The sequence below is a fragment of the Microbacterium sp. bgisy189 genome (assembly GCF_965345345.1).
Classification (GTDB): Bacteria; Actinomycetota; Actinomycetes; order Actinomycetales; family Microbacteriaceae; genus Microbacterium.
The window spans coordinates 57,919-82,016 of the sequence record NZ_CBDRMZ010000004.1 but is presented as its reverse complement, the minus strand read 5'-3'; the positions used below and the strand labels follow the sequence as shown (position 1 = coordinate 82,016).

Here is a 24,098-nt window from a genome sequence, read left to right as displayed (position 1 = left end):
CAATGCTCCGCGTGCTCACGGCCGGCGAATCGCACGGCCCAGAACTCGTCGCCCTCATGGAGGGTCTGCCGGCCGGCGTCCCCATCTCGCGTGCCGCCATCCAGGCCGACCTCGCCCGTCGCAAGCTCGGCTACGGCCGCGGCTCGCGCATGAAGTTCGAAGAGGACGAACTGACCCTGTCGACGGGCGTTCGTCACGGCTTCTCGCTGGGCAGCCCGATCGCGTTGCGCATCGGCAACACCGAATGGCCCAAATGGGTCGAGGTCATGAGCGCCGAACCGGTGGAGTTCACCGACAAGTCCCGCGGTCGCGGCGCGGCGCTCACGCGCCCCCGCCCGGGGCACGCTGACCTCGTCGGGATGCAGAAGTACGGCTTCGACGAAGCCCGCCCGATCCTCGAGCGCGCCTCCGCACGCGAGACCGCGGCGCGTGTCGCGCTCGGCGCGATCGCCCGATCGTTCCTGAGCGAACTCGGCATCCGCCTCGTCAGCCACACCCTGTCGATCGGGCCCGTGCAGGCCCCCGCCGACGCGGCATTGCCGACGCCGGACGACGTCGACGCACTCGACGCCGATCCGCTGCGCTGCTTCCACGCCGAGACGTCGGCCGCCATGGTCGCCGAAGTCGACGCCGCCAAGAAGGACGGCGACACGCTCGGGGGCATCGTCGAGGTGCTCGCCTACGGCGTCCCGCCGGGGCTCGGCTCGCACGTGCAGTGGGATCGCCGGCTCGACGCGAAGCTCGCGCAGGCGCTCATGAGCATCCAGGCGATCAAGGGCGTCGAGGTCGGCGACGGCTTCGAGACGACCCGCCGCCGCGGATCGGCCGCCCACGACGAGCTGTTCGTCACCGGCGACGGCATCACGCGCTCGAGCGACAAGGCCGGCGGCACCGAGGGCGGCATGTCGACGGGCACAGTGCTCCGTGTCCGCGCCGGCATGAAGCCGATCGCGACCGTGCCCCACGCCCTGCGGACGGTCGACACCGCCACCGGCGACACCGCCACCGCACACCACCAGCGGTCCGACGTGTGCGCCGTCCCGGCCGCGGGAGTCGTGGCCGAGGCGATGGTCGCGATCACCCTCGCAGAGGCGATGCTGGAGAAGTTCGGCGGCGACAACGTCGCCGAGACGCGCCGCAACCTCGAGGGCTACCTCGCGGCCATCCCCGACACGCTTCGCACGACATCAGCGAGCGACGCCGCGCTGGCATGACCACGGCATCCGGGGAGCGCCCCGTGATCGTCCTGATCGGTCCGATGGGTGCCGGCAAGACGAGCATCGGTCGTCGGGTCGCCAAAGCGCTCGGCGTGCCGTTCGTCGACACCGACGCCGCCGTCGTCCGCGACCACGGCCCCATCGAGGCGCTGTTCGAGGCACACGGTGAGGCGCACTTCCGCTCGCTGGAGCGCGAGGCTGTCGCATCCGCGGTCGCCACTGCCGAGCGTGACGGTGGCGTCATCGCTCTCGGCGGCGGCGCGGTGCTCCACGCCGAGACTCAGCACGATCTCGCCGGTCATCAGGTCGTCCTGCTCACGGTGCCGCCGGAGCGGATCGCCTCGCGCATCCGCGGCACGAACCGGCCGCTGCTGCAGGCAGACGATCCGATCGCACGGTGGACCGAGGTGTACGAACAGCGTCGCCCGCTGTACGAGCGCCTTGCGACGACGACCTTCGACACGTCGGTCGGCCCGCTGCAGGGCGTCGTCGATGAGATCGTCACGTGGGTGCGAGCAACCGACCAGACCGCGAAGGAGCAGGTATGACCGATGCGACCGTCATCCCCGTGGGCGGAGACCGCCCGTACGAGGTGACCGTGGGGCGCGGCGTGCTCGCCGGGCTGGCCGACGCGCTGCCAGAGGCTGCCCGCAAGGTGCTCATCATCCACCCGCCGACCCTCGGGGCCCGTGCGGAGCAGCTGCGCGCGCAGCTCGGCGATGACCGCCAGGTGCTGCTGGCCGAGATCCCCGATGCCGAAGCCGGCAAGCGGGTCGAGGTCGCCGCCTTCTGCTGGCAGGTGCTCGGCCAGGCCGACTTCACCCGCACCGACGTCGTCGTCGGCTTCGGCGGCGGCGCCGTCACCGATCTCGCGGGCTTCGTCGCCGCGACCTGGCTTCGCGGCGTCGACCTCGTGCAGGTGCCGACGACCGTGCTCGGCATGGTGGATGCCGCGGTCGGCGGCAAGACCGGCATCAACACGAGCGAGGGCAAGAACCTCGTCGGCGTGTTCTGGCCGCCCCGCGCCGTGCTCTGCGACCTCGAGCTGCTCGACTCACTGTCGCGCAACGAGCGGGTGGCGGGGTTCGCCGAGGTGATCAAGGCCGGGTTCATCTGGTACCCCGAGATCCTCGACATCATCGAGGCAGACCCCGAGCGGGCCGTCGACCCGACGACGCCGGAGTTCCGCCGCTGCATCGAACTCGCGATCGACATGAAGGCGAAGGTCGTGGGGGAGGACCTGCGCGAGGCGGGACTGCGCGAAGTGCTCAACTACGGGCACACGCTGGGTCACGCCATCGAGCACGCCGAGCGGTACCAGTGGCGCCACGGCGCCGCGATCTCGATCGGCATGGTCTTCGCCGCAGAGCTGTCGCGACTGGCGGGGCGACTGTCGGATGCCGCCGCCCAACGGCACCGCGACATCCTGACGTCGCTCGGACTGCCGACCGGATACCGTGCGGGCGCCTTCAAACAGCTGCTCGCGACGATGCAGCGCGACAAGAAGTCGCGCGGCGGCATGCTGCGCTTCATCGTCCTCGACGACATCGCCAAGCCGACGGTGCTGCAGGCCCCCGACGAGTCCCTCCTCTTCGCCGCCTACCAAGAACTCGGCGACTGACGCGCCTCCTCGCTCGCCGAGTTCGTGGCACTCGTTGTCGCCTGAAGGAGCGCCACGCCACAACGACTGCCACGAAGTCGGGCGGAGCGATGTCACGGCCGCTGTGAGTCGCGTCGGTAGGCTGGCCCGGTGACGACACCCCGCCGCCTGCTGCTCGTCAACGGGCCGAACCTCAACCTGCTCGGCACCCGCGAGCCCGACATCTATGGGCACGAGACGCTCGCCGACGTGGAGCGGCTCGTCGCAGACCGCGCAGCCGCACGAGGCTTCGAGGTGCGCGCCGTGCAGTCCAACCACGAGGGTGTCCTGCTCGACGCGATCCACGCCGCGCGCACCGAGTGCGCCGGCATCGTCATCAACCCCGGCGGGCTCACGCACACCTCCGTCGTGCTCCGCGACGCACTCTCGGGCGTCTCGCTCCCGGTCGCCGAGGTGCACATCTCCAACGTGTACGAGCGCGAAGCCTTCCGGCACCACTCGTATGTCGCCGACGTCGCCGTCATCCATGTCGTCGGTGAGGGCGTGCCTGGCTACGCGCGTGCGACCGACGCGCTCATCGACGTGATCACCGGCCAAGCCGACGGCTGAGCACGCCATCACGTAGAATCGGATGCTGGTCCGCGATCTCGACGCGGGGCCACCGCACGCAACGAACGGAAACTCCACACTCATGGCATCCACCGCAGACATCAAGAACGGCGTCGTCCTCTCGATCGAAGGGCAGCTCTGGAGCGTCGTGGAGTTCCAGCACGTCAAGCCCGGCAAGGGCGGCGCGTTCGTGCGCACCAAGCTGAAGAACGTCCTCACCGGCAAGGTCGTCGACAAGACGTTCAACGCGGGCGCCAAGGTCGACATCCAGAACGTCGACCGTCGCGACTTCACGTACCTGTACAACGACGGCGACAGCTTCGTGTTCATGGACATGACCGACTACGACCAGCTCAACGTGCCCGCCGCCACCGTGGGGGATGCCGCGAACTTCATGCTCGAGAACCAGCAGGTCACGATCGCCCTCCATGACGGCACGCCGCTGTACCTCGACCTGCCGGCATCCGTCGTCCTCGAGATCACCTACACCGAGCCGGGCCTGCAGGGCGACCGCTCGTCGGCCGGCACGAAGGCCGCGACGGTGGAGACCGGCTACGAGATCCAGGTGCCGCTGTTCCTCGAGACCGGCACCAAGGTCAAGGTCGACACCCGCACGGGCGACTACCTCGGCCGCGAGAAGTAAGGCGTGAGCGCACGTTCGAAGGCGCGCAAGCGCGCGCTCGACATCCTGTACCAGTCCGATGTCCGCGGCGACGACCTGCCGACGACGCTCGCCGCCGAGGCGAAGCGCGCGGCCAACGAGCCGGCGCGCGAGGCATCGTGGCTCTACGCCCGCGAGATCGTCGACGGTGTGATCGACAACCGTGACGAGATCGACGAGCAGATCACGACGTTCTCGAAGGATTGGCCCCTCAGCCGCATGCCCGCCGTCGACCGCGCCGTGCTGCGTATCGGTGTGTGGGAGATCCTCTTCAACGACCAGGTGCCGTCGGCCGTCGCGATCGACGAGGCCGTGGAACTGGCGAAGGAGTTCTCCACCGACGGCTCCGGCTCGTTCGTGCACGGCGTGCTCGCCCGCATCGCGCGCGCCGGCTGACACTCGCCGTCCGGTAGGCTGGACGGCGAACCACAGCAACCTTTAACACCGTCCCGTGAGGCGGAGAAGGGAGCGGCGGATGAGTGAGTCCGGGCAGGGACGTACCGTCCTGCACGAAGACGACATCGCGCGCGCACTGACTCGGATCTCCCACGAGATCCTCGAGTCGAACAAGGGCCCCGATGATCTGGTCGTCCTCGGCATCCCCACCCGCGGCGTCGCACTCGCGACCCGCATCGCGGCGCTTCTGGAGCGCTTCGCAGGCACGCCTGTACCCAACGGCGCGCTCGACGTCACGATGTACCGCGACGATCTGCACCGGCATCCCACGCGGGCGCCGCACCCGACCGACATTCCCGCCGGCGGCATCGACGGCAAGACCGTGGTGCTCGTCGACGACGTGCTGTTCAGCGGCCGCTCCATCCGCGCCGCCCTCGACGCATTGCAAGACATCGGACGCCCGGCCGCCGTGCGACTGGCGATCCTCGTCGACCGCGGGCATCGGGAGCTCCCGATCCGCCCCGACTTCGTCGGCAAGAACCTGCCGAGCGCCCGTGAGGAGCGCGTCAACGTGCGCCTGGCAGAGGTCGACGGCGCCGACGAGGTGACGATCGCATGAGGCACCTGCTCGACACCCGCACCCTGTCACGCGCCGATGCGCTGCAGATCCTCGACGTCGCAGAGGACATGGCCGACACCCAGCGTCGTGAAATCAAGAAGCTGCCGACGCTGCGCGGCAAGACCGTCGTGAACCTCTTCTTCGAGGACTCGACCCGCACGCGCATCTCATTCGAGGCGGCCGCCAAGCGCCTGTCGGCCGACGTCATCAACTTCTCGGCGAAGGGCTCGTCGGTCAGCAAGGGCGAGTCGCTGCAGGACACCGCGCAGACGCTGCAGGCGATGGGCGCGGATGCCGTCGTCATCCGCCACGGCGCCTCCGGCGCCCCGCACACCCTCGCCACCAGCGGTTGGATCTCGGCCGGTGTGCTCAACGCCGGCGACGGCACCCACGAGCATCCCACGCAGGCGCTGCTGGACGCCTTCACGATCCGCAAGCGCACCTTCGGCGATGACAGCCGCGGCCGCGATCTGGCGGGCCTCAAGGTCGCGATCGTCGGCGACATCCTGCACTCGCGCGTCGCCCGCTCGAACGTGTGGCTGCTCACCACGCTCGGCGCCGAGGTCACGCTCGTCGCACCGCCGACGCTCGTGCCGCAGGACGTCTCGGCGTGGCCCGTAAAGGTCGTCTACGACCTCGACGAGGCCATCGCCCTGAAGCCCGACGCGCTCATGATGCTCCGCATCCAACTCGAGCGCATGAACGCCGCCTATTTCCCCACTGAACGGGAGTATTCCCGCCGCTGGGGGTTGGACGCCGGGCGGATGGCTGCCCTGCCGGGCGGTAGCATTGTCATGCACCCGGGGCCCATGAACCGGGGCCTGGAGATCTCCGCCGATGCCGCCGATTCCCCGCGCTCGACTGTGCTCGAACAGGTGAGCAACGGCGTGTCGGTGCGGATGGCGGCGCTCTACCTGCTGCTGGCGGGGGAGCGGAACGAATCGAGCACGGAAGAGGACGCAACCCGATGACGAACCCGATCCTCATCCGATCCGCACAGATCGTCGCGGGCGACCGCTCCGACATCCTCGTCGAAAACGGCCACATCGCCGAGGTCGGCACCGGCCTCGACCGCAGCGGCGCCACCGTCATCGACGCTGACGGCCTGATCGCCCTGCCCGGCCTGGTCGACCTCCACACGCACCTCCGCGAACCCGGATACGAAGCGTCCGAAACGATCCTCACCGGATCCCGCGCGGCTGCGGCCGGTGGCTACACGACCGTCTTCGCGATGCCGAACACCTCACCGGTCGCCGACACGGCCGGCGTCGTCGAGCAGGAGCTCGCCCTCGGCGAGGCCGCCGGCTACGTGCACGTGCAGCCGATCGGCGCTGTCACCGTCGGGCAGAAGGGGGAGCGGCTCGCCGAACTCGGCGCCATGGCCTCCTCCCGCGCGCAGGTCCGTGTCTTCAGCGACGACGGCTTCTGCGTCTTCGACCCGCTCATCATGCGCCGGGCGCTGGAGTACGTGAAGGCCTTCGACGGTGTCATCGCCCAGCACGCGCAGGACCCGCGCCTGACCGAGGGCGCCCAGATGAACGAGGGCACCGTCTCGGCCGAGCTCGGCCTCGCGGGGTGGCCCGCGGTCGCCGAGGAGTCGATCATCGCCCGCGACGTGCTGCTGGCCGAGCACGTCGGCTCGCGACTGCACGTGTGCCACCTGTCGACCGCGGGTTCGGTCGACATCATCCGGTGGGCCAAGGCACGCGGCATCAACGTGACCGCAGAGGTCACGCCGCACCACCTGCTGCTGACCGAGGAGCTCGTGCGCGGCTACGACCCGCGCTTCAAGGTGAACCCGCCGCTGCGCCGCGACGAAGACGTGCGGGCCGTGCGCGAGGGCCTCGCCGACGGCACGATCGACATCGTCGCGACCGACCACGCCCCGCATCCCGCAGAGGTGAAGTCGTGCGAGTGGCAGGCCGCCGCAAACGGGATGGTCGGCCTCGAATCCGCGCTGCGGGTCGTGCAGCAGGCGGTCGTCGACACCGGGATGCTGTCGTGGGACGACGTCGCACGCGTCATGTCGACGGCACCTGCGCGGATCGGGCGCCTCGCCGATGCAGGCACCCCGATCGCCGCGGGCGAGGTGGCGTCGTTCACGCTGTACGACCCGACCCCGGGCCGCACCTTCACGACCGATGACCTTCGCGGTCGGAGCCTGAACTCGCCCTATCTCGGCCGTGAACTGCCTGGACAGGTCCGCTGGACGCTGTCGCGCGGCGCCATCACGGTGCACGACGGCAGCGTCGTGTCGGAGGTGGTCCGATGACCCGTGAGCTGGCGCTCATCGTCATGATCGCCGCCGCCCTGCTGCTGCTGGCTGCCGGCGTCTACGGCTGGTGGCGACGGACCAAGCGCGACCGTGGCCTCGCTGCGCCGGTGGGAGAGCTGCCGGCCGGAGCGGTCACCCGCGCCGAGTTCCACGGCCTCTACGTCGCGACGACCGTGCACGAGGAGCCGTTGGAGCGGCTCGCGATCTGCGGCCTCGCGTTCCGCTCGCGTGTCGACATCACGATCACCGACGCCGGCGTGGCGCTCGATTTGACCGGGCAGCCGCGCATCGTGATCACCCGCGACCGCATCGAGTCCGTCGACCAGGCCACGGTTGCCATCGACCGCGTGGTCGAGAAGGACGGCCTCGTCCGACTCGTCTGGCGCACCACCATCGCCGACGGCACCGAACAAGCCGTCGACACCTACCTGCGGGCACAGGATGCCTCGGCACGCGAGGTCGCAGCTGCGATCACCGCGATCCTGCCCGAACCCACAGCCACCACACCCACGGGAAGCGACGCATGACCTCTGCATTCCACCCGACCACCGACCCCGCCGTCCTCGTGCTCGAAGACGGCTCGCGCTACGCGGGTCGCGCCTACGGCGCCCGCGGCACGACGCTCGGCGAGGTCGTGTTCTCCACCGGCATGACCGGCTACCAGGAGACCCTCACCGACCCGTCGTACGCCGGCCAGATCGTGCTGCAGACCGCGCCGCACATCGGCAACACCGGCATGAACGGCGAAGACCCCGAGTCACGCCGCATCTGGGTCGCCGGCTACATCGTGCGCGACCCCTCGCGCGTGGTCTCCAACTGGCGCGCCGACGAATCGCTCGATGACGCCCTCGTGCGCGACGGGATCGTCGGCATCAGCGGCATCGACACCCGCGCCGTCACTCGCCGCATCCGCTCGGAAGGATCGATGCGCGGCGGCGTGTTCTCGGGGGCGGATGCCGCGCTCGACGCCGACGAGCAGCTGCGCCGTGTGCAGGAGGCGCCGCAGATGGCGGGGCAGAACCTGTCGGCGGCCGTCTCGGTCGCCGCCGCCGAGGTGACGCCGGCCACCGGCGAGCGCATCGGCAACCTCGCCGTGCTCGACCTCGGTGTCAAGCAGGCGACGATCGACAACCTCGCAGCCCGCGGATTCGACGTGCACGTGCTGCCGCAGACGGTCACCTTCGCCGACATCCAGGCGATCGACCCGGTCGCGGTCTTCTACTCGAACGGGCCCGGCGACCCCGCCGCAAGCGGCGACCACGTCGGCCTGCTGCGCGAAGTGCTCGATGCCCGGCTGCCCTTCTTCGGCATCTGCTTCGGCAACCAGCTGCTCGGCCGTGCGCTCGGCTTCGGCACCTACAAACTGCCGTTCGGTCACCGCGGGATCAACCAGCCCGTGCTCGACAAGGCCACCGGCCGCGTCGAGATCACCGCGCACAACCACGGCTTCGCCGTCGACGCACCGCTCGAGGGCACCGTCGACAGCCCCAACGGCTACGGCCGCGTCGAGGTCTCGCACGTGGGGCTCAACGACAACGTCGTCGAAGGGCTGCGTGCCCTCGACATCCCGGCGTTCTCCGTCCAGTACCACCCCGAGGCCGCCGCCGGCCCGCACGATGCCAACTATCTCTTCGACCGATTCCGCGACCTGGTGGTCAGCGATCTCGATACACGCGCTCCGCGCGCACTCGATCACCGGGAAGGTGGCAAGTAATGCCCAAGCGCGACGACATCAACAGCGTCCTCGTCATCGGCTCCGGCCCGATCGTCATCGGTCAGGCCTGTGAGTTCGACTACTCCGGCACCCAGGCCTGTCGCGTGCTGCGCGAAGAGGGCGTCCGCGTCATCCTCGTCAACTCCAACCCGGCGACGATCATGACCGACCCCGACTTCGCCGACGCGACCTACATCGAGCCGATCACCCCCGCCGTGATCGAGACGATCATCGCGAAGGAGAAGCCCGACGCGATCCTCCCGACCCTCGGCGGCCAGACCGCCCTGAACGCCGCCATGGCGCTGCACGAACAGGGCATCCTCGCCAAGTACGGCGTCGAGCTGATCGGCGCGAAGGTCGACGCGATCCAGAAGGGCGAAGACCGCCAGGTCTTCAAGCAGCTCGTGCTGGATGCCGGGGCCGACGTCGCACGCAGCGTCATCGCGCACACGATGGACGACCTGCTCGCGGGCGCCGCCGAGCTCGGCTACCCGCTCGTTGTGCGTCCCTCGTTCACAATGGGCGGGCTCGGTTCGGGCTTCGCGTATGACGAAGAGGACCTGCGTCGCATCGGCGGGGCTGGGCTGCGCGACTCCCCGACGACCGAAGTGCTGTTGGAGGAGTCGATCCTCGGGTGGAAGGAGTATGAGCTCGAGCTCATGCGCGACACCGCCGACAACACGGTCGTGGTCTGCTCGATCGAGAACGTCGACCCCGTCGGCGTGCACACGGGCGATTCGATCACCGTCGCCCCGGCCCTCACGCTCACCGACCGCGAGTACCAGAAGCTGCGCGACATCGGCATCGACATCATCCGCGCCGTGGGCGTGGACACCGGCGGCTGCAACATCCAGTTCGCGGTCGACCCGGCCACCGGCCGCATCATCGTCATCGAGATGAACCCGCGCGTTTCGCGCTCGTCGGCGCTCGCTTCGAAGGCGACCGGTTTTCCGATCGCGAAGCTCGCCGCCAAGCTCGCCATCGGCTACCGCCTCGACGAGGTGCCCAACGACATCACGCAGGCGACGCCGGCGAGCTTCGAGCCGACGCTCGACTACATCGTCGTGAAGGTGCCGCGGTTCAACTTCGAGAAGTTCCCCGCCGCCGACACCACGCTCACGACCACCATGAAGTCGGTCGGCGAGGCGATGGCCATCGGCCGCAACTACGCCTCGGCGCTGCAGAAGGCGCTGCGCTCGCTCGAGAAGCGCGGCTCCAGTTTCCACTGGGGCGAGGAACAGCGTTCGGTCGAAGAGCTCCTCGAGATCTCGAAGACCCCGACCGACGGCCGCATCGTCGTGCTGCAGCAGGCCATGCGCAAGGGCGCGACCATCGAGCAGGCCTTCGAGGCGACGGCGATCGACCCCTGGTTCCTCGACCAGATCGCGCTCATCAACGAGGTCGCCGAATTCGTGCGCACGGCGGGCGAGCTCGACGAGCACGTGCTGCGCGTCGCGAAGGAGCACGGGTTCAGCGACGTGCAGCTCGCCGAGCTGCGCGGCGTGACCGAGGCCGAGATCCGCGGCATCCGTCACGGCCTGGGGGTGCGTCCGGTCTACAAGACGGTCGACACGTGCGCGGGGGAGTTCCCGGCGCTCACGCCGTACCACTACTCGTCGTACGACACCGAGACCGAGGTGACGCCGTCCGACCGCAAGAAGGTCGTCATCATCGGCTCGGGTCCCAACCGCATCGGGCAGGGTGTCGAGTTCGACTACTCGTGCGTGCACGCGTCGTTCGCGCTGGCCGATGCCGGGTTCGAGACCGTGATGGTCAACTGCAACCCCGAGACGGTGTCCACCGACTACGACACGAGCGACCGGCTCTACTTCGAGCCACTGACGCTGGAAGACGTGCTCGAGGTGCTGCACGCCGAGGCGCAGTCGGGCGAGATCTACGGCGTCGTCTGCCAGCTGGGCGGGCAGACCCCGCTCGGCCTTGCGAAGGGGATCGAGGCCGCAGGCTTCACGATCCTCGGCACGTCGCCGGCGGCGATCGACATCGCCGAAGAGCGTGAGCAGTTCTCGCAGCTGCTCGACCGCGCCGAGCTCACCGCACCGCGCCACGGCACCGCGACCGACGAGGCCACAGCGATCGCGATCGCCGAGGAGATCGGCTTCCCCGTGCTGGTCCGCCCGAGCTTCGTGCTCGGCGGTCGCGGCATGGAGATCGTCTACGACACCCCGAGCCTCCGCGACTACTTCGTGCGCATCGCCGACCAGGCGATCATCGGGGAGGGGGCGCCGCTGCTGGTGGACCGCTTCCTGGACGACGCCGTCGAGATCGACGTCGACGCGCTGTACGACGGCAATGAGCTCTACATCGGCGGTGTCATGGAGCACCTCGAAGAGGCCGGCATCCACTCCGGAGACTCGTCGTGCACCCTGCCGCCCATCTCGCTCGGCCGCACCGAGATCGACCGCGTGCGCACCGCGACCCTCGCGATCGCCGAGGGCATCGGCGTGCGCGGCCTGCTCAACGTGCAGTTCGCGGTGTCGGCAGGCGTGCTGTACGTCATCGAAGCGAACCCGCGCGCGAGCCGCACGGTGCCGTTCGTCTCGAAAGCGCTCGGCATTCCGCTGGCCAAGGCCGCCGCGCGCGTCATGGCAGGCGCCTCGATCGCCGAACTGAAGACCGAAGGGCTGCTGCCCGCACAGGACGGCTCCCGCGTGCCGCTGGATGCCCCTGTCGCCGTCAAGGAGGCCGTCCTGCCCTTCAAGCGGTTCCGTACCGCCGAGGGCGAGACGGTCGACTCGGTGCTCGGCCCAGAGATGCGCTCGACCGGCGAGGTCATGGGCATGGACCGCGACTTCCCGACAGCGTTCGCCAAGAGCCAGGCGGCGGCGTACGGCGGCATGCCGACCTCGGGAACCGTGTTCCTGTCGGTCGCCGACGACGACAAGCGCGCCGTCATCCTGCCCGCCCACCGGTTGCAGGAGCTCGGCTTCCGCCTGACCGCGACCGAGGGCACCGCCGAGATCCTCGCGCGCAACGGCATCCGCGTCGAAGTCGTGAACAAGTACTCCGCGACCCACGAGACGGGCGAGACGAACGTCATCGACCTCATCAACGCGGGCGAGATCGACATCGTCGTCAACACGCCGTCCGGCGGCATCGCCCGGGCCGACGGGTACGAGATCCGTGCAGCCGCGGTCGCGGCCGACAAGGCGCTGTTCACCACGATGGCCGTCCTCGGTGCCGCCGTCAGCGCGCTGCCGGTGCTGCGCGAAGGGTTCGAGGTGCGAAGCCTGCAAGAGTACGCCGACGACCGGAAGGTGCAGGCGTGACGGGTTTCGGCGCACGGTTGACGCAGACGCTCGCGGCCTCCGGGCCGTTGTGCGTCGGCATCGACCCGCACGAGCAGCTGCTCACCGAGTGGGGGCTCGAGCAGTCCGGCGCCGGCGTGCGGGAGTTCGGCCTGCGGGTCGTGGATGCCGCGGCCGGCCGGGTCGGCATCGTCAAGCCGCAGATCTCGTTCTTCGAGCGGTTCGGGTCTGCTGGATTCGCAGCGCTCGAAGCGGTGATTCGCGCTGCTCGCGACGCCGGGCTGCTCGTGATCGCCGACGCCAAGCGCGGTGACATCGGCACGACGATGGACGCATACACACGTGCCTGGCTCGAGCCCGGCTCGCCGCTCGAGGCCGACGCGCTCACGGTCAATCCGTACCTCGGCACCGACTCGATCCGCGACGCGCTCGCCTTCGCCGCACGGCATGACAAGGGCGTGTTCGTGCTGGCGGCGACCAGCAACCCCGACGGCCCCGTGCTGCAGGCGGCGCAGACCGTCGATGTCGCGGCATCCGAGGGGCAGACCGTGGCCGCCCGCGTCGCGCAGGATGCCGCGGCCGTCAACACGTCGTCGGCGTTCGGCGGGGGACTGGGACCTATCGGACTCGTCGTCGGCGCGACCGTCGACCGCGCCGACGTCGGACTGAGCGACGACCTTCTGCGCGGTGCACCGATCCTCGCGCCCGGTTTCGGAGCGCAGGGCGCCCAGCCCGACGATCTCGTGCGCGTGTTCGGCGTCGTTGCGCCGCAGGTGATCGCGAGCGAGAGCCGCAGCATCCTGTCGGCCGGACCCGCCGGCCTCGCCGACCGCATCGCGGAGCGCGCCGGGCTCTATCCGCGCGACCTGTACCGTGGGGGATCCGATGGCTGACTCCCGCACTCCACCCGACGTCGACCGCGCTGCCGCCTCGCGGCGCGCCGTCGCCGCCCGCCGCGAACGCGCGTCGCTCAAGCGCGACGTCACGACCCGTGTCATCACACCGCAGGACCTGTTGCGGCGCGCGCTGGCCGACCCGGACTCGGCTGCGGGACACATGCGGGTGCCCGAGTTCCTCACCGCGATCCCGGCGATCGGCGACGGCAAACGCGACCGCATCCTCGACGAACTGAAGATCTCTCCCGTCAAGCGACTCGGCGGCCTCGGCGCACGACAGCGCGTCGACCTGCAGGCGTTCCTCGATGAGCGCCTCCCTGAGCCCGCACCGCGGGCGGGCCGCAGCCGCCTCGTCGTGCTCGCGGGCCCGACCGCCGTCGGCAAGGGCACGGTTGCGCAGCACATCAAGGAGCATCACCCCGAGATCCTGCTGTCGGTGTCGGCCACCACGCGCGCACCGCGCCCAGGAGAGGTCGACGGCGAGCACTACTTCTTCGTCGACGACGCCGAGTTCGACCGGATGGTCGAAGCGGGCGAACTGCTCGAGCACGCGACCGTCCACAACAAGTACCGCTACGGCACCCCCCGCGGTCCCATCGATGCGGCACTCGCAGACGGCCGCACGGTGCTGCTCGAGATCGACCTGCAGGGCGCACGTCAGGTGCGGGCCGCAGCCCCCGACGCGACGCTCGTGTTCCTGCTGCCGCCGAGTTGGGACGAGTTGGTCAACCGGCTCGTCGGTCGCGGCACCGAGGACGACGAAGAGCGCGCCCGGCGCCTGCGCACCGCGAAGGTGGAACTGGCATCGCAGGGCGAGTTCGACTTCCGCGTCGTGAACGACACCGTGCCGCGCGCCGCCGCCGAGGTCGCCGCCCTCGCACGGTGACGTGCCTGGCGGCGTCCGCCCTGTAGAATGGTCGGATGCCGCGACCGGCGCCCGTCGAGGGGATGGTCGCGCCGCAAGATCTTCCCACCGCCATCCGACCAGGAGGTCCACTATGGCCAACCGTGACCAGGGCATCATCGACCCGCCCATCGACGCGCTCCTCGAGAAGGTCGACTCGAAGTACCAGCTCGTGATCTACGCATCCAAGCGTGCCCGGCAGATCAACGACTACTACTCCGACCTGCACGAGGGGAACCTCTTCGACAACGTGGGTCCGCTCGTCGACTCGAACGTCGAGGACAAGCCGCTCACGATCGCGCTGCACGAGATCCACGAGGACAAGCTGCGCCTGCGCCCGGTCGAGTGACCGTATGACGCCGGAAGGCGTCTGACATGCCCGCGCGTCCCCGCATGTCGGGGGCCGCGGGCATGATGGTTTGTGTACTCCTTGCGCGATACGTTCCGCGCACCACCCGTCGACTGGAGCCCCGATGACTTCGCTGCGCCTGTTCACCTCCGAGTCCGTGACCGAGGGTCACCCCGACAAGATCTGCGACCAGATCTCCGACTCGATCCTTGATGCGCTGCTCGGCGTCGACCCGAACAGCCGGGTGGCGGTCGAGACCCTCGTGACGACCGGCCTCATCCACGTCGCCGGTGAAGTGCGCACCGACGGGTACGTCGACATCCCCGGCATCGTCCGCGGCGTCGTCAACCGCATCGGCTACACCTCGAGCGAGACCGGTTTCGACGGCGACTCGTGCGGTGTGACGGTGTCGATCGGCGAGCAGTCCAGTGACATCGCCTCTGGCGTCGACAGTGCGCTCGAGCACCGGGAGGGGGGCTCTGCCGATCCGACCGACGCGCTCGGGGCGGGCGACCAGGGCATCATGTTCGGCTACGCCACGAATGAGACGCCGCAGCTCATGCCGACGGCGATCTGGACGGCGCACCGCATCGCGGAGCGTCTCACCGACGCGCGTCGCAGTGGAGCACTGCCGTTCCTGCGCCCCGACGGCAAGACTCAGGTGACCCTCGGCTACGACGGTGCGGCGCCTCGCACGATCGAAACGGTCGTCCTTTCCACGCAGCATCAGCCCGACATCTCGTTGGCGGCGCTGCGCGCAGCGGTGCGCGCCGAGGTCATCGACCCGGTGATCTCAGAGACCGGACTCGACATCTCCGACGTCGAGTACGTCATCAACCCTGCGGGTCCCTTCGTGATCGGCGGCCCCAAGGGCGACGCCGGCCTCACCGGCCGCAAGATCATCATCGATACCTACGGGGGCGCCGCCCGCCACGGCGGCGGCGCGTTCAGCGGCAAGGACCCGTCCAAGGTCGACCGCTCGGCCGCCTACGCCATGCGCTGGGTCGCCAAGAACGCCGTCGCAGCAGGCCTCGCAGACCGCCTCGAGGTGCAAGTCGCCTATGCGATCGGCCGCGCCGCGCCCGTGGGACTGTACGTCGAGACCTTCGGCACCGGCCACGTCGCCGACGAGATCATCACCAAAGCGATCCGCGACGTCTTCGACCTGCGTCCGCAGGCGATCATCGATCGCCTCGACCTGCTGCGCCCCATCTACGCGAAGACCGCCGCCTACGGCCACTTCGGTCGCGAACTGCCCGAGTTCACGTGGGAGCGCACCGACCGCGTCGAGGAGCTGCGGTCGGCCGCCGGCCTCTGATCGGGGATACGGCGATGGGGGAGGAGGGCACCGTCGGCGTCGTCGCGCGCGTGCTCGTCGAATCCCCCCTGCCGCAGTTGGACCGACTCTTCGACTACGCCGTCCCCGACGGGCTCGTAGACGACGTCCACCCCGGAGTGCGCGTCAAGGTGCCGCTTCGCAGTGCGGGACGCATGATGGAGGCGTTCGTCGTCGAACTCGCCGAGCACGACCCCGAGGATCGGGTCCTGTCAGAGATCGACACCGTCATCTCATCCGTCCCCGTGCTGACACCCGCACTGTACGAACTCGCACGCAAAGCGGCTGATCGCGCGGCGGGGTCGGCGAGTGACATCCTGCGGCTGGCGATCCCCAAGCGGATGGTGCGCGCCGAGAAGGCGTGGCTGGCAGCGGCGCCTCCCGAGGCACCGATCGTCGCGGATGCGGCGAAGGAATGGGCGGGCACCGTCCTCGGGGCGTTTCCCGATCTGTCCGGTGCGCTGCGCGAGGGGGAGCGGATCGCCGTCGACGCACCTCCGCACCCGGCCCGCTCCGCTGTCGACGGCGACCCCGACGTCCCGCCGGTCGGAGCCTGGGCGCAACTGCTGGCTGCGGTCGCCGTCGACACGCTCGCTCGTGGCCGCAGCACCCTGCTGGTCGTGCCGGACCATCGCGACCAGGCGCAGTTGACGGCAGCGCTCGCGCCCCACGCACCCGATGATGCCGTCGTCGCGGTGGATGCACGCCAGTCAGGACCAGAGCGTTACGCCGCCTATCTGCGACTGCTGTTACCGGCGGCGTGCATCGTGGTCGGCAATCGGTCGACGGTGTACGCACCGGCCCACGACGTCGGCACGATCGTGATCTGGGACGACGGCGACCCGCTGCTGGCCGAGCCGCTCAGCCCCGGCGTCCATGCCCGCGACGCGGCGCTGCTGCGCCAGGAGCTGGAGGGTTCGGCGCTCGTGCTCGCCGGGCACACCCGCACCACCGACGTCGAACGCCTCGTGCAGATCGGCTGGGTGCGCGAGATCCTTGCGGCGCGCCCCGCAAAGCCCCGGGTCGTCCTCTCGGCGACCCATGAGGGCGAAGGGCACGGCGTCCGCGTGCCCTCGACGGCGTTCGCCGCAGCCCGCGAGGCGTTGCAGCACGGTCCGGTCCTGGTCCAGGTCGCGCGGCCCGGCTACGCACCGGTGCTGGTGTGCGCGGATTGTCGAACGCCGACGAAGTGCCCGCACTGCACGGGTCCGTTGCGCGCCCGACGTGCCGGCGCCGCACCCGACTGCGGCTGGTGTGGTCGACGGTACGCGAACTGGGCCTGTGCGAACTGTTCGTCCACCCGATTGCGCATGGCCTCGTCGGGCAGCGAACGCACCGCGGATGAGCTCGGCCGCGCGTTCCCCAACACACGGGTCATCGTCGCGGACGGCGACCATCCGGTCACGAGTGTCGATGCGCGGCCCGCGCTCGTGATCGCCACCCGCGGCGCAGAGCCGATCGCCGAGAGCGGCTACCGGGCGGTCATCCTGCTGGACGGCGACAAGATGCTGCTCACCGAACAGCTGCGCATCGGCGAGTCGTGCCTGCGATGGTGGTCCAACGCCGCAGCGCTTGCCGCGCCGAACGCACCCGTGCACCTGGTCGGGGTGACCGGCCCGGTCTCCCGTGCGATGGCGACCTGGACGCAGCCGGCGTACGCACGAGCAGAACTCGCCGACAGGCAGCCGCTGCACATGCCGCCGACCATCCGGGTCGCCGCGGTCGAAGGCACCCAGCGTGCCGTCGCGGGGGCCATCACCCAGTTGCGGGCCGACGTGCCGTCGTTGCCTCCCACCGCCGTACTCGGCCCCGTCGCACTTCCCAGCGCAGACGGTGAAGTGCGGGCGCTCATCAGGTTCGACTACGCGGCCGGTCGCGCCGTGGCGACGTCGCTGCGTGCCCTCGTCATTGCCGAGGCACTGCGCGGGCGCCGCTCCCGCAAAGATCGCACGGCCCGCAACACGCCTACACTCAACGTGCGGCTCGACGTGCCCGAGCTCGATCTGTGAGGAATCCGATGCGCATCGTCTTCGCGGGCACCCCTGAGCCCGCCGTTCCGTCCCTGCACGCCGTCGCGGCTTCGGGCCACGAACTCGTCGCGGTGGTCACCCGCAACGATGCCCCTCTCGGGCGCAAGCGTGTGCTGACCCCGTCGCCCGTGGCCGAAGCTGCGGGACAGCTCGGCATCCCCACCATCAAGACCGATCGACTGGATGCCGATGCGACCGAACGCATCGCTGCGCTGCGGCCGGATCTCGGCGTGATCGTCGCCTACGGCGGCCTGGTGCGGGAGCCGCTGCTGTCGACGCCGCGGCTGGGCTGGATCAACCTGCACTTCTCGCTGCTGCCGCGGTGGCGCGGTGCCGCCCCGGTGCAGCACGCGCTCATCGCCGGTGACCGCGAAACGGGAGCGGCTGTGTTCCAGCTCGTCCCTGCCCTCGACGCGGGCGATGTGTTCGCCGAACTTCGCTACACGGTGCCGCGTGGCGCGACCGCAGGCGAGGTGCTCGACGAACTGGCGGATGCCGGTGCCGCACTGCTGACCGGCGTGCTCGACGAGCTCGCCGCCGGGACGGCGCACGCCGTCCCGCAGATCGGGGAACCGACGCTGGCGCCGAAACTCTCTCTCGCCGACGGCGCCCTCGACCTGCGACAGGGCGCTGAGCGGGTGTTGGATCGCTTTCGCGGAACCACCCCCGAACCGGGCGCGCATGTGATGCTCGACGGTCAACGGTTGAAGCTGCACGGCGCCCTGCGGGGGCCCGACGTGCAGCTCGATCCGGGCGCGCTGGTGTTCCGCGACGGCCAGGTGCTCGTCGGCACGGGCGACGGAACGGTCGCACTCACACGCGTGCAGCCGGCAGGCAAGGGTGCCATGGCTGCGGGGGACTGGTGGCGAGGACTGCGCATCGACAAGCCGCACGTCGACCTGCCGGAGGTGACGGCGTGAGTGGGCGTGCGCAAGATCGGGCACCTCAGTCGAACCCGGCGCGGTGGGTCGCCTATGACGTGCTGCGAGCCGTGGGCGAATCCGATGCGTACGCCAACCTGCTGCTGCCGCGCGAGCTCGCGAAGGCGCAGCTCTCGCCGGCCGATGCGGGCCTGGCCACAGAGCTGACCTACGGCACGCTGCGTCGACAGGGCACCTACGACGCCGTCATCGCCGAAGCCGCCCGCCGCCCGGTCGACGAGATCGACCCTGCCGTCCTCGACGCACTCCGCATCGGCGTGCACCAACTCCTCGCCACTCGCGTACCGGCCCACGCAGCCGTCAACGAGACCGTACGACAGGTGCGACAAGCAGCCGGCAAACCGGCATCGGGCTTCGCGAACGCGGTGCTGCGCCGCGTGTCGGAGCGCACGACCGAGCAATGGCAGGCCCGCCTCGACGAGCTCGCTCGCTCCGACGACGAACGACTCGGGCTCCGGCACGCGCACCCCGTCTGGGTGATCCGTGCGCTGCGCCGCGCCCTCGCCGCAGAGGGTCGCGCAGATGAGCTCGACGACCTGTTGGCCGCCGACAACGCGTCGCCCTCCGTCACGATGACGGCGCTTCCAGGCCTGGCCGAACGGCCCGCCGATGCCGAACCGACGCGCCTCTCACCGATCGGATTCCGCCTCGGCGGCGGCGACCCGGCGCGGATCATCGCCGCCACCGAGGGTCGCGTGCGGGTACAGGACGAAGGTTCGCAGCTCGCAGCGCTCGCACTGACCCGCGCCGAGCCGGTGCGAGCGGGGGAGCGCTGGCTCGACCTGTGCGCCGCGCCCGGCGGCAAGACGGCGGTGCTCGCCGCCGAAGCCCTCGCTCACGGTGCGGTCCTCGAAGCCAACGAACTGTCACCGAGTCGCGCCCGCCTCGTGCGCGACTCGGTGGCCGGTGTGCCGCTCGACGTGCCGGTGTCGGAAGAGGACGGCCGGGAACGCGCCGGCCGCGGCCGCTACGACCGCATCCTCGTCGACGCGCCGTGCACTGGCCTCGGGGCGTTGCGTCGACGCCCGGAAGCGCGCTGGCGCAAGCAGCCCGCCGACGTGCCGGCGCTCAGCGAACTGCAGCGTGAGCTCTTGAGTGCTGCAGTCGACGCACTCGCACCCGGCGGCATCGTCGCGTATGTCACCTGTTCGCCGCACCTCGCCGAAACCGCCGCCGTCGTTGCCGAGGTGCTGCGCGAGCACGGGGATGCCGTCGAAGAACTCGACGCGCGGGCGGTGCTCGCAGGACTCTCCGACGCCCCCATCGACCTGCCCGCGCAGCTCGACGGTTCGGGCCGCGCACAGCTGTGGCCCCACCGCCACAACACCGACGCGATGAGCATCTCCCTCCTGCGTCGCCGCTAGGGTGGTCGCGTGGCCGACAGCGACATCCGCATCAACCCCAGCATCCTCGCCGCCGACTTCGTGAACATGCAGGCGGAGCTCGCCCGCATCGCGACCGCCGACTTCGCGCATGTCGATGTCATGGACAACCACTTCGTGCCGAACCTCACGTTCGGGCCGCAGATGGTCGAGCGGATCCAGGCGACCAGCCCCGTGCCGCTCGATGTGCACCTCATGATCACGGACCCCGATCGGTGGGCCCCCGGCTACGCCGAACTCGGTGCCGCGTCGGTCACCTTCCATCTCGAGGCGGCGACCGAGCCCGTGGCGCTCGCCCGACGGCTGCGACAGATCGGCGCGCGCGCGGGTGTCGCCGTGAAACCTGCCACCGCGGTCGAGGGTCTGTACGAGGTGCTCGACGAGTTCGACCAGATCCTGGTGATGACGGTCGAGCCGGGCTTCGGCGGTCAGTCGTTCATGGCCGACCAGATGCCGAAACTCGCGCGACTGCGAGAAGAAGCCAATCGCCGCGGATCCCAGGTGTGGCTGCAGGTCGACGGCGGCATCTCCGCGTCCACGATCGCGCAGGCGGCCGAAGCAGGCGCCGACACGTTCGTCGCGGGGTCTGCCGTCTTCGGTGCCGAAGACCCGGAACAGGCGATAGCGGCGTTGCGCAGCGAAGCCGCAAGCCACCATACGCATTGACACGCGGCATCCGGCACCGGCGGCGGGCCGGTAGCCTGTCAGGGTGAAGACGTTCGACGGGCTGTTCGCTGAGCTCACCGCTACCGCCGCGGCACGACCCGAGAGATCGGGCACCGTCGCGCAGCTCGACCGCGGTGTGCACGCCATCGGCAAGAAGATCGTCGAAGAGGCCGCCGAGGTGTGGATGGCCGCCGAGTATCAGTCCGACGCCGAGACGGCCGAGGAGATCTCGCAGCTGCTGTACCACCTGCAGGTGCTGATGCTCGCGAAGGGGCTCAGCCTCGAAGACGTCTACCGACATCTCTGAGCGCATCCCTCCGACCGCTCCGACTCGAAAGAACCCCGACATGCTGCGCATCGCCGTGCCGAACAAGGGATCGCTGGCCGAGACCGCCGCCGAAATGCTGGCCGAAGCCGGCTACACCGGCCGCCGCGACCCCAAAGACCTCCACGTCATCGACCCCGTCAACGAGGTCGAGTTCTTCTACCTCCGACCGAAAGACATCGCGACCTACGTCGGCTCCGGCGCGTTGCACGTCGGTATCACGGGCCGCGACCTGCTGCTCGACGCCCGCATGCCCGGTGCCCGCGAGATCGAGAAGCTCGGCTTCGGCGGGTCCACGTTCCGCTTCGCGGGCCCTCCCGGCACATTCACCGAGCTCTCCGACCTCGAGGGCCACCGCGTCGCGACGGCGTATCCGGGCCTCGTCGACGCCTACCTCGACGAGCACGGTGTCGCCGTCGATCTGGTGCCCCTCGACGGCGCGGTCGAATCGGCTGTGCGACTCGGCGTGGCCGACGCGGTCGCCGACGTCGTCTCGACCGGAACGACCCTGCGGCAGGCGGGGCTCGAGATCTTCGGACCGGTGCTCCTCGAATCCGAAGCGGTGCTGATCGCCGCCCCCGAAGAGGCCGACGGCACCCAGACGCTGCTGCGGCGTCTTCGCGGCGTGCTCGTCGCGCGCCAGTACGTGCTCATCGACTACGACCTGCCGGCACACTTGGTCGACAAGGCCGTCGAGATCGCGTCCGGCATCGAATCGCCGACCATCTCGCCGCTGCGCGACCCGGAGTGGGTCGCGGTGCGGGTCATGACGCCGCGCAAGACCGTCAACCAGGTGATGGACGCGCTGTACGCGATCGGCGCCCGGGCGATCCTGGTCACACCGATCCACAACGCGAGGCTCTGACATGGCCCTCGTGTGCCGTGTGATCCCATGCCTCGACGTGGCCGACGGCCGCGTCGTGAAGGGCGTCAACTTCGCGAACCTGCGCGACATGGGTGACCCTGTCGACCTCGCCCGTCTGTACTACGCGCAGGGTGCCGACGAGCTGACCTTCCTCGATGTGACCGCGACGGTCGATGACCGCGCCACGACCTACGACGTCGTCCGGCGCACGGCCGAAGAGGTGTTCATCCCGCTCACGGTCGGAGGAGGGGTGCGTACGACCGACGACGTCGCGCGCCTGCTCGGGGTCGGCGCTGACAAGGTCGGCGTGAATTCCGCCGCCATCGCACGACCCGACCTGCTCGGCGAGATCGCAGACCGTTTCGGATCACAAGTGCTCGTCCTCTCACTCGACGTGAAGCGGGCACCGGGAACACCGTCGGGTTTCGTCGTCACGACCCACGGTGGCCGCACGGCCACGACACTCGACGCGCTCGAGTGGGCGCGCGAGGCGATCGAGCGCGGCGCGGGCGAACTGCTCGTCAACTCCATCGACGCGGACGGCACCAAGGACGGCTTCGACCTCGAGCTGGTCGGACTCATGCGGGAGCTCTCGAGCGTGCCCGTCATCGCGTCGGGCGGCGCAGGTTCGGCCGAGCACTTCGCTCCCGCGATCCACGCGGGCGCCGACGCCGTGCTCGCGGCATCCGTGTTCCACAGCGGACAGCTCACGATCGGCGACGTGAAAGCGGCGCTGAAGACCGACGGGATCGACGTGCGATGACCCTCGACGACCCCCGCATCGCACGCGTGCGCTTCAATGACGACGGTCTGGTGCCGGCCGTCATCCAGCAGCACGACACCGGCGAGGTGCTCATGCTCGGCTGGATGGATGCCGAGGCCCTTCGTCGCACACTCACCTCCGGCCGCGTCACGTTCTGGTCGCGGTCGCGTCAGGAGTACTGGCGCAAGGGCGACACGTCGGGGCACATGCAGTTCGTCAAGGGCGCTCGCCTGGACTGCGACGGCGACACGCTGCTGATCAGCGTGGACCAGGTGGGCGCCGCCTGCCACACCGGCGACCGCACGTGCTTCGACGCCGACGACCTGCACCCGGTGACGGGCACCGCGTGAGCGCTCGCACCTCTCTCGCCGCTACGGAGGCGAAATGAACCGTCTGTTGCGACGGGCCCGCGCGACCGGCGTCCTCGCCGTGCTCGTGGGCGGCATCTCCAGCCTGCTCGCATCGACGCAACCGTGGATGCTGGTGACACTCGCAGACGGGAATGCCGACACGCTCGAGGTCGTCGGATCGGATGCCGTCGCGCTGTTTGCACCGTTGAGTCTTGCGGCGCTCGCGTTGGGACTCGCCCTGACGATCGTCGGACGCGTGCTGCGGTACATCTTCGGCGTGGTCGCCGTGGCCCTCGGGATCGGACTGACCGCGGCGGCTGCCTCCGCCCTGCCGGCGCCCCTCGGCGCGTACGCGACGGCGGTGACGGAGGCGACCGGCCTCGGCGGCGTCGACGCGATCGCGAGTCTGGTCGATCATGTCGCTGTCACCGGCTGGCCGGTCGCGGCGCTCATCAGCGGCATCCTTGTGGCCACCGGTGGCGTATGGACGCTCGCGACCGCCCGCAGCTGGGGCAGCGGCGGGCGACGGTACGACGCGACGGCGACGGCTCCCGCGGGGTCGCGTCCGCACGACGCAATCGACGACTGGGACGACCTGTCGCGGGGCACCGACCCGACGACATGAACGCGGCAGCGCGCGGGTTCGGAACCGGCCGACGCGCCCCGCTAGACTGGGACCAGCGCCCGATCGCGAAGGAGAGACATGAGCAACCCCATCGGTGACCCCGGCCACGGACACAGCCCCGCCGCGTGGACGGCCGTGATCATCATGCTCGTGGCGGTTGCTCTCGGCACCCTCTTCTACTGGCTCGACCTGCCGGTGCTGGTCTGGGTCTCCGGCGGGCTGCTGCTCGTCGGCGCGATCGTCGGCTGGGCGCTCGCGCGCGCCGGCTACGGCGTGAACGGGCCCAAGTACACGCCGAAAGAGCACTGA

General features: G+C 70.0%; 26 protein-coding genes. All 26 read left to right on the top strand.

What is annotated here, in order from left to right; genetic code table 11:
- Nucleotides 1-2: 2 nt before the first annotated feature.
- The 26 genes from aroC to ACSF8R_RS07265 all read left to right on the top strand — a co-directional run bounded on the left by aroC (nt 3) and on the right by ACSF8R_RS07265 (nt 24,098).
- The gene (gene aroC / locus ACSF8R_RS07390) at nt 3-1,214 is read left to right on the top strand and encodes a chorismate synthase (protein WP_434811222.1); all 1,212 of its coding nucleotides are present in this window, start codon (nt 3-5) and stop codon (nt 1,212-1,214) included.
- Nucleotides 1,211-1,765, top strand: a complete 555-nt coding sequence (locus ACSF8R_RS07385) for a shikimate kinase (RefSeq protein WP_434811221.1) — start codon at nt 1,211-1,213, stop codon at nt 1,763-1,765. Before aroC ends, ACSF8R_RS07385 begins: the two co-directional genes overlap by 4 nt.
- Nucleotides 1,762-2,838, top strand: coding sequence for a 3-dehydroquinate synthase (aroB, locus tag ACSF8R_RS07380; protein ID WP_434811220.1), 1,077 nt, complete (start codon nt 1,762-1,764; stop codon nt 2,836-2,838). Before ACSF8R_RS07385 ends, aroB begins: the two co-directional genes overlap by 4 nt.
- Nucleotides 2,839-2,967: 129 nt before the next feature.
- The gene (gene aroQ / locus ACSF8R_RS07375) at nt 2,968-3,426 is read left to right on the top strand and encodes a type II 3-dehydroquinate dehydratase (protein ID WP_434811219.1); all 459 of its coding nucleotides are present in this window, start codon (nt 2,968-2,970) and stop codon (nt 3,424-3,426) included.
- Nucleotides 3,427-3,508: 82 nt separating this feature from the next.
- Nucleotides 3,509-4,069, top strand: a complete 561-nt coding sequence (gene efp, locus ACSF8R_RS07370; protein ID WP_434811218.1) for an elongation factor P — start codon at nt 3,509-3,511, stop codon at nt 4,067-4,069.
- 3 nt (nt 4,070-4,072) lie between these two features.
- Nucleotides 4,073-4,483: a transcription antitermination factor NusB gene (gene nusB, locus ACSF8R_RS07365; protein WP_434811217.1), complete on the top strand. Its 411-nt coding sequence runs from the start codon at nt 4,073-4,075 to the stop codon at nt 4,481-4,483.
- A gap of 79 nt (nt 4,484-4,562) precedes the next feature.
- Nucleotides 4,563-5,102, top strand: coding sequence for a bifunctional pyr operon transcriptional regulator/uracil phosphoribosyltransferase PyrR (gene pyrR / locus ACSF8R_RS07360; protein WP_434811216.1), 540 nt, complete (start codon nt 4,563-4,565; stop codon nt 5,100-5,102).
- Nucleotides 5,099-6,073 (top strand): aspartate carbamoyltransferase catalytic subunit, encoded by a 975-nt coding sequence (locus ACSF8R_RS07355; protein WP_434811215.1) that lies wholly within the window; start codon nt 5,099-5,101, stop codon nt 6,071-6,073. The genes pyrR and ACSF8R_RS07355 overlap by 4 nt, the downstream gene beginning before the upstream one ends.
- Nucleotides 6,070-7,374, top strand: a complete 1,305-nt coding sequence (locus tag ACSF8R_RS07350) for a dihydroorotase (protein WP_434811214.1) — start codon at nt 6,070-6,072, stop codon at nt 7,372-7,374. Before ACSF8R_RS07355 ends, ACSF8R_RS07350 begins: the two co-directional genes overlap by 4 nt.
- Nucleotides 7,371-7,904, top strand: coding sequence for a hypothetical protein (locus ACSF8R_RS07345; RefSeq protein ID WP_434811213.1), 534 nt, complete (start codon nt 7,371-7,373; stop codon nt 7,902-7,904). The genes ACSF8R_RS07350 and ACSF8R_RS07345 overlap by 4 nt, the downstream gene beginning before the upstream one ends.
- Nucleotides 7,901-9,091: a glutamine-hydrolyzing carbamoyl-phosphate synthase small subunit gene (carA, locus tag ACSF8R_RS07340; RefSeq protein WP_434811212.1), complete on the top strand. Its 1,191-nt coding sequence runs from the start codon at nt 7,901-7,903 to the stop codon at nt 9,089-9,091. Before ACSF8R_RS07345 ends, carA begins: the two co-directional genes overlap by 4 nt.
- The gene (gene carB / locus ACSF8R_RS07335) at nt 9,091-12,378 is read left to right on the top strand and encodes a carbamoyl-phosphate synthase large subunit (RefSeq protein WP_434811211.1); all 3,288 of its coding nucleotides are present in this window, start codon (nt 9,091-9,093) and stop codon (nt 12,376-12,378) included. The genes carA and carB overlap by 1 nt, the downstream gene beginning before the upstream one ends.
- Complete coding sequence (gene pyrF, locus ACSF8R_RS07330; RefSeq protein WP_434811210.1) at nt 12,375-13,250, top strand: orotidine-5'-phosphate decarboxylase; 876 nt, start codon at nt 12,375-12,377, stop codon at nt 13,248-13,250. Before carB ends, pyrF begins: the two co-directional genes overlap by 4 nt.
- A complete protein-coding gene (gene gmk, locus ACSF8R_RS07325; protein WP_434811209.1) occupies nt 13,243-14,139 on the top strand; it encodes a guanylate kinase in 897 nt (298 codons plus the stop codon). Before pyrF ends, gmk begins: the two co-directional genes overlap by 8 nt.
- 112 nt (nt 14,140-14,251) lie before the next feature.
- Nucleotides 14,252-14,506: a DNA-directed RNA polymerase subunit omega gene (rpoZ, locus tag ACSF8R_RS07320; protein WP_434811208.1), complete on the top strand. Its 255-nt coding sequence runs from the start codon at nt 14,252-14,254 to the stop codon at nt 14,504-14,506.
- Between the two features lie 124 nt (nt 14,507-14,630).
- A complete protein-coding gene (metK, locus tag ACSF8R_RS07315; protein WP_434811207.1) occupies nt 14,631-15,824 on the top strand; it encodes a methionine adenosyltransferase in 1,194 nt (397 codons plus the stop codon).
- Between the two features lie 14 nt (nt 15,825-15,838).
- Entirely contained in the window at nt 15,839-17,851 is a 2,013-nt protein-coding gene (locus ACSF8R_RS07310; RefSeq protein WP_434811206.1) for a primosomal protein N', read from the top strand.
- 8 nt (nt 17,852-17,859) lie between these two features.
- Entirely contained in the window at nt 17,860-18,792 is a 933-nt protein-coding gene (gene fmt / locus ACSF8R_RS07305; RefSeq protein ID WP_434811205.1) for a methionyl-tRNA formyltransferase, read from the top strand.
- Nucleotides 18,789-20,177 (top strand): RsmB/NOP family class I SAM-dependent RNA methyltransferase, encoded by a 1,389-nt coding sequence (locus tag ACSF8R_RS07300; protein ID WP_434811204.1) that lies wholly within the window; start codon nt 18,789-18,791, stop codon nt 20,175-20,177. The genes fmt and ACSF8R_RS07300 overlap by 4 nt, the downstream gene beginning before the upstream one ends.
- Before the next feature lie 9 nt (nt 20,178-20,186).
- Nucleotides 20,187-20,861: a ribulose-phosphate 3-epimerase gene (gene rpe / locus ACSF8R_RS07295; RefSeq protein WP_434811203.1), complete on the top strand. Its 675-nt coding sequence runs from the start codon at nt 20,187-20,189 to the stop codon at nt 20,859-20,861.
- Nucleotides 20,862-20,904: 43 nt separating this feature from the next.
- Nucleotides 20,905-21,168, top strand: coding sequence for a phosphoribosyl-ATP diphosphatase (locus tag ACSF8R_RS07290; RefSeq protein WP_434811202.1), 264 nt, complete (start codon nt 20,905-20,907; stop codon nt 21,166-21,168).
- Between the two features lie 40 nt (nt 21,169-21,208).
- On the top strand, nt 21,209-22,051 hold the full coding sequence (gene hisG, locus ACSF8R_RS07285; protein WP_434811201.1) for an ATP phosphoribosyltransferase: 843 nt from the start codon (nt 21,209-21,211) through the stop codon (nt 22,049-22,051).
- Nucleotide 22,052: 1 nt separating this feature from the next.
- Nucleotides 22,053-22,814 (top strand): imidazole glycerol phosphate synthase subunit HisF, encoded by a 762-nt coding sequence (gene hisF, locus ACSF8R_RS07280; RefSeq protein WP_434811200.1) that lies wholly within the window; start codon nt 22,053-22,055, stop codon nt 22,812-22,814.
- Nucleotides 22,811-23,164 carry a phosphoribosyl-AMP cyclohydrolase gene (hisI, locus tag ACSF8R_RS07275; protein WP_434811199.1) on the top strand — a complete coding sequence of 118 codons (354 nt, stop codon included), beginning with the start codon at nt 22,811-22,813 and terminating at the stop codon, nt 23,162-23,164. Before hisF ends, hisI begins: the two co-directional genes overlap by 4 nt.
- 34 nt (nt 23,165-23,198) lie before the next feature.
- Nucleotides 23,199-23,789, top strand: coding sequence for a Trp biosynthesis-associated membrane protein (locus tag ACSF8R_RS07270; RefSeq protein WP_434811198.1), 591 nt, complete (start codon nt 23,199-23,201; stop codon nt 23,787-23,789).
- Nucleotides 23,790-23,867: 78 nt separating this feature from the next.
- Nucleotides 23,868-24,098, top strand: a complete 231-nt coding sequence (locus tag ACSF8R_RS07265) for a DUF6704 family protein (protein WP_434811197.1) — start codon at nt 23,868-23,870, stop codon at nt 24,096-24,098.